Origin of the sequence: Halomonas marinisediminis, assembly GCF_004347715.1 — a bacterium.
Lineage (GTDB): Bacteria > Pseudomonadota > Gammaproteobacteria > Pseudomonadales > Halomonadaceae > Halomonas > Halomonas icarae.
The window spans coordinates 1-284 of sequence record NZ_SLTR01000345.1 but is presented as its reverse complement, the minus strand read 5'-3'; the positions used below and the strand labels follow the sequence as shown (position 1 = coordinate 284).

The following is a 284-nucleotide window of genomic DNA, read 5'->3' as shown; positions in this document are numbered from 1 at the left end:
CTCTTCCTCGATCTGGCGCAGGATCGACAGCGCCATGCTGTCATCCGAACGGATCAGGCCAGTACCATGGCAATGCGGGCACGGCGCGGTGGTTGCCTCGATCATGCCGGGGCGCAGACGCTGACGCGACATCTCCAGCAGACCAAAGCCAGAGATACGTCCAACCTGAATGCGGGCACGGTCGGTCTTCAGCTTGTCTTTCAGCTTTTTCTCGACGGCGGCGTTGTTCTTGCGCTCGTCCATGTCGATAAAGTCGATGACAATCAGACCGGCCAAGTCGCGCA

1 protein-coding gene is annotated in these 284 nt (G+C 59.5%); it reads right to left on the bottom strand.

Features of this window, described 5'->3' with window-relative positions; genetic code table 11:
• The coding region (locus tag E0702_RS16945; protein WP_205742030.1) for a ribonuclease E/G at window positions 1-284 on the bottom strand (284 nt) is incomplete at both ends.